Origin of the sequence: Pseudomonas sp. JL3, from assembly GCF_031570575.1 — a bacterium.
In the GTDB taxonomy this organism is placed as follows: Bacteria; Pseudomonadota; Gammaproteobacteria; order Pseudomonadales; family Pseudomonadaceae; genus Aquipseudomonas; species Aquipseudomonas cucumis.
In genome coordinates, this window is record NZ_JAKWJK010000042.1 from 1 (window position 1) to 5,177 (window position 5,177).

1 pseudogene is annotated in these 5,177 nt (G+C 63.0%); it reads left to right on the forward strand.

Annotation, left to right across the window (positions count from 1 at the left end):
- Positions 1-5,177, forward strand: a pseudogene (locus MMG91_RS28630) (amino acid adenylation domain-containing protein); the annotation flags it as partial.

The following is a 5,177-nucleotide window of genomic DNA, read 5'->3' on the forward strand; positions in this document are numbered from 1 at the left end:
CAGCCGCGAACGCCTCGACGCGTTCGTTCTGGCGCTTCAGGTGGTGATCGATCGCCACGACATTTTGCGCACCAGTGTGGCGTGGGAAGGGCTCGACGAGCCGGTTCAAGTGGTCTGGCGCGAGGTTGTGCTGGAACCGGAATGTATTGTTCCAGACATCACGGCCGGTGATATCGCGACGCAACTGGGCAGCCGGTTTGACGCTCGGCATTACCGCCTGGACCTGCGACATGCGCCGCTTCTGCAGCTCGCTTACGCACACGACGTGGCCCAGGACCGCTGGGTGGCGATCTTGCTGTTCCATCACATGGCGCTGGACCATACCGCACTGGAAGTGATGCAGCATGAAATGCAAATGCAGCTGCTGGGGCAGGGCGAGCAACTGAGCGAAGCGATGCCGTACCGCAATTATGTGGCGCAGGCACGACTCGGTCTGAGTGCAGGCGAGCACGAGGCGTTTTTCCGCGAGATGCTCGGCGATGTCGACGAGCCAACACTGCCCTTCGGCCTGCAGGATGTGCAGGGTGACGGGCATGGTATCGATGAAGTCCGACAGCCTGTCGATCTTGTGCTGTCCAAGCGCCTGCGGGCACAGGCGCGTCAGCTGGGGGTGAGCGCCGCAAGCCTGGTGCACCTGGCATGGGCGCAGGTGCTGGGCAAGGTTTCCGGCAAGCAGGACGTGGTGTTCGGCACCGTGCTGTTGGGCCGCCTGCAATCCGGCGACGGTGCCGACCGGGCCTTGGGGATGTTCATCAATACCTTGCCGTTGCGGGTCGACGTTGGCACCCAAGGCGTGCGCGCCGGGGTCAAGGCCACCCATGCACGGTTGACCGCCTTGCTCGGCCACGAGCACGCCTCGCTGGCACTGGCGCAGCGCTGCAGTGGTGTGACGGCGCCGACGCCGCTGTTCAGCGCCTTGCTCAACTATCGACACAGTGCAGGAGAAGTCACGCAGGACGCTCTGTCAGCGTGGGAAGGCATCGAGGCGTTGGGCGGCGACGAACGAACCAATTACCCGCTGACGCTCAATGTGGACGACTTGGGTGAAGGATTTTATCTCACCGCCCTGGTCGCCACGCCGATCGGTGCGGAGCGCATTTGCGCCTATATGCAGGTAGCGCTGGACAACCTGGTCGTGGCCCTGGAGCAAGCACCGCAAACCCCGCTGCAAGCGTTGGCGATCCTGCCACAGGCCGAGCGCCGGCAATTGCTTGAAACCTGGAATGCCACGGACGCGGTGTATGCCCACGATGCTCTGATCCACCGGCAGTTCGAAGCCTGGGCAGCGGCGCAACCCGACGCGGTGGCCGTGGTGTATGAGGACCGGACACTGACCTACGGCGAACTCAACGCCTGTGCCAATCAGGTCGCCCATCGTCTGTTGGCCCTTGGGGTTTGCCCGGATGATCGGGTGGCGATCTGTGTCGAGCGTGGCCTGGACATGATCGTCGGCCTGCTGGGGATCCTGAAGTCTGGCGCAGGCTATGTGCCGCTGGACCCGGCCTATCCGGCGGAGCGTATTGCTTACATGCTGCATGACAGCAGTCCTGTCGCGCTTGTGACTCAGTTGCAGTTGCGAGACAACCTGCCGCCATTGACAGTGCCGATGATAGTGCTCGACCCGCTCGAAGCCGGCGATATCAGCACGCAGCCTCAGCACAACCCCGATGTGCCAGGCCTGAACGCCAGCCATCTGGCCTACGTGATCTACACCTCGGGTTCGACCGGCCTGCCCAAGGGCGTGATGGTCGAACACCGCAACGTCGCGCGCCTGTTTTCGGCGACGCAGCCCTGGTTCGACTTCAACCCGCAAGACGTGTGGGCGTTGTTCCATTCCTTCGCCTTCGATTTCTCGGTCTGGGAAATCTGGGGCGCACTGATCCATGGCGGCCGCTTGCTGGTGGTGCCGCAACTGGTCAGCCGTTCACCGCAATACTGCTACGCACTGTTGTGCGAGGCCGGCGTGACCATCCTCAACCAGACGCCGAGCGCCTTCCGCCAGTTGATTGCGGCCCAGGGCGAAAGCGACCTGAGCCACAGCCTGCGGCAGGTGATCTTCGGCGGTGAAGCGCTGGAGACCGGGATTCTCAAACCCTGGTATGCCCGTGAAGCCAATGCACAGACGCAACTGGTCAACATGTACGGCATCACCGAAACGACGGTGCACGTGACCTACCGTGCGTTGGAGGCGGCCGATGCGCATTTGGCCGGTGTCAGTCCGATCGGCAAGCGCATTCCCGATCTGCAACTGTATGTGCTGGATGCCCAGCGTGAGCCGGTGCCGGTGGGTGTGGTCGGTGAAATGTATGTGGGCGGCGCGGGTGTCAGCCGTGGCTATTTGAACCGCGACGAGTTGACCGCAGAGCGTTTCCTGGACAATCCATTCAGCCCGGACCTGAACGCACGGATGTACAAGACCGGTGACCTCGGGCGTTGGTTGGCGGACGGTAGCATCGAATACCTGGGGCGCAATGACGACCAGGTGAAGATTCGAGGTTTCCGCATCGAACTGGGCGAGATCGAGGCGAAACTGGCCGCGTGCAACGGTGTGCGTGAAGCAGTGGTAATGGCCCGCCAGGACACACCGGGCGACCAGCGCCTGGTGGCCTATGTGATTGCCGAAGACGGCGAGCAACTGTCGGTTGCCGACCTGCGCACCCAGCTGCTGGGCTCGCTGGCCGAGTACATGGTGCCCAGTGCATTCGTGATGTTGACCACATTCCCGTTGACCACCAATGGCAAGCTCGACCGCAAGGCACTGCCGGTGCCGGACCAGTCGTCAGTGGTGACCCGTGAATACGAAGCCCCGCAAGGTGAGGTCGAAACCGCCATTGCCCGGATCTGGCAGGACTTGCTGAAGATCGAGCAGGTCGGCCGTCATGATCACTTCTTTGAACTGGGCGGCCACTCGTTGTTGGCGGTGAAGTTGATCGAGCGCATGCGTCAGGTCGACCTGGCCGCCGACGTGCGGGTGTTGTTTGGCCAGCCGACGCTGGCGGCGCTGGCGGCCGCGGTGGGCGGTGGTGGCGAAATCGTGGTACCGCTCAACGCGATCCCGCACGGCTGCACGCGGATTACCCCGGACATGTTGCCGCTGGCCGATCTGGATCAGAACGCCATTGACCGGATCGTTGCAACGGTACCGGGCGGGGTTGCCAATGTGCAGGACATCTACGCTTTGGCGCCGCTGCAGGAAGGGATTTTGTATCACCACCTCGCGGCGGCCAAAGGTGACCCGTACCTGCAATACGCGACGTTTGCCTTCGACAGTCGCGCCCGCTTGGAAACGTTCGCCAAGGCGTTGCAAGACGTGGTGTCCAGACACGATATTCTGCGCACCGGGGTGGTCTGGGAAAACCTGGACGAACCGGTGCAAGTGGTCTGGCGCGAGGCGCAGCTCGGGCTTGATGAATGGGTACTGGCCCCTTCGTCGGGCGACATCGTGCAGCAATTGCGCGAACGCCTTGATCCGCGCCATTACCGTCTGGACATTCGCCAGGCGCCGATGATGCGTATCGGCTATGCCGAAGACGTGGCGAACAATCGCTGGGTTGGCATGCTGCTGTTCCATCACATGGTCGACGATGCCACCTCGCTGGGTATGCTCACCGCGGAAATCGAAGCGCACATGTCAGGGCAGGCGCAGCATCTGGCGGCATCAGTGCCGTATCGCAACTATGTGGCCCAGGCACGGCTGGGTGTCAGCCGTGAGGAACATGAAGTGTTTTTCCGCGACATGCTCGGTGATGTCGCCGAACCGACGCTGCCCTTCGGCCTGCAGGATGTGCAGGGCGAGGGGCACGGCATCGAAGAAGTTCGACAAGGGGTCGATGCGCTACTGAGCAAGCGTCTGCGGGCCCAGGCCCGTCAGCTTGGCGTGAGCGCTGCAAGCTTGTATCACTTGGCATGGGCGCAGGTGCTGGGCCGCGTGTCGGGCCAGGACGATGTAGTCTTCGGCACCGTATTGCTGGGGCGGATGCAGGGCGGCGCAGGGGCTGATCGTGCGCTGGGCATGTTCATCAACACCTTGCCTCTGCGCGTGAACGTGGGGGCACAAAGTGTGCGCGCCGGGGTCAAGGCGACCCATGCGCGGCTGACCGCATTGCTCGGCCACGAGCATGCCTCGCTGGTGCTGGCACAGCGTTGCAGCGGTGTGGCCGCGCCGACGCCGCTGTTCAGTGCGCTGCTGAACTACCGTCATCTTGGTACGCCGACGGTGTCGAACGAAGCGCTTGCCGCCTGGGAAGGTATCCAGGCGCTGGAGGGCGAAGAGCGCACCAACTACCCGCTGACGTTGTCGGTGGATGACTTGGGTGAAGGTTTCAACCTGACCGTCATGGCTCAGGCACCGATAGGGGCCGGGCGCGTTTGCGGCTATATGCAAAGTGTCCTGGAACATCTGGTGGAGGCGCTGGAGCAAGCGCCGCAAACACCGTTGCATGGGTTGAAAATCCTGCCACAGGCCGAGCGCCGGCAGTTGATTGAGTCCTGGAACAGCACGGACGCGGTGTATGCCCACGATGCCTTGATCCATCGACAGTTCGAAGCCCGGGCAGCGGCGCAACCTGACGCGGCGGCCGTGGTGTATGAGGATCGGACACTGACCTACGGCGCACTCAACGCCCGTGCCAATCAGGTCGCCCATCGTCTGTTGGCCCTTGGGGTTTGCCCGGATGATCGGGTGGCGATCTGTGTCGAGCGCGGTCTGGACATGATCGTCGGCCTGCTGGGGATCCTGAAGTCCGGCGCAGGCTATGTGCCGCTGGACCCGGTCTATCCGCCAGAACGCATCGCCTACATGCTTGAGGACAGCACGCCCGTANCGTCGGCCTGCTGGGGATCCTGAAGTCCGGCGCAGGCTATGTGCCGCTGGACCCGGTCTATCCGCCAGAACGCATCGCCTACATGCTTGAGGACAGCACGCCCGTAGTGATTTTGGTGCACGCCGCCACACGGGAGCGGTTGGCCGAAGAGTCGGTGCGAGTTATCGACCTCGACAGCGATGCGTTGCACAGCCAATCCGTTGCCAACCCGCAAGTGCCAGGTCTGGACTCCAGTCATCTGGCCTACGTGATCTACACCTCGGGCTCAACCGGTCTGCCCAAGGGCGTGATGGTCGAACACCGCAACGTCGCACGCCTGTTTTCGGCGACGCAGCCCTGGTTCGACTTCAACCC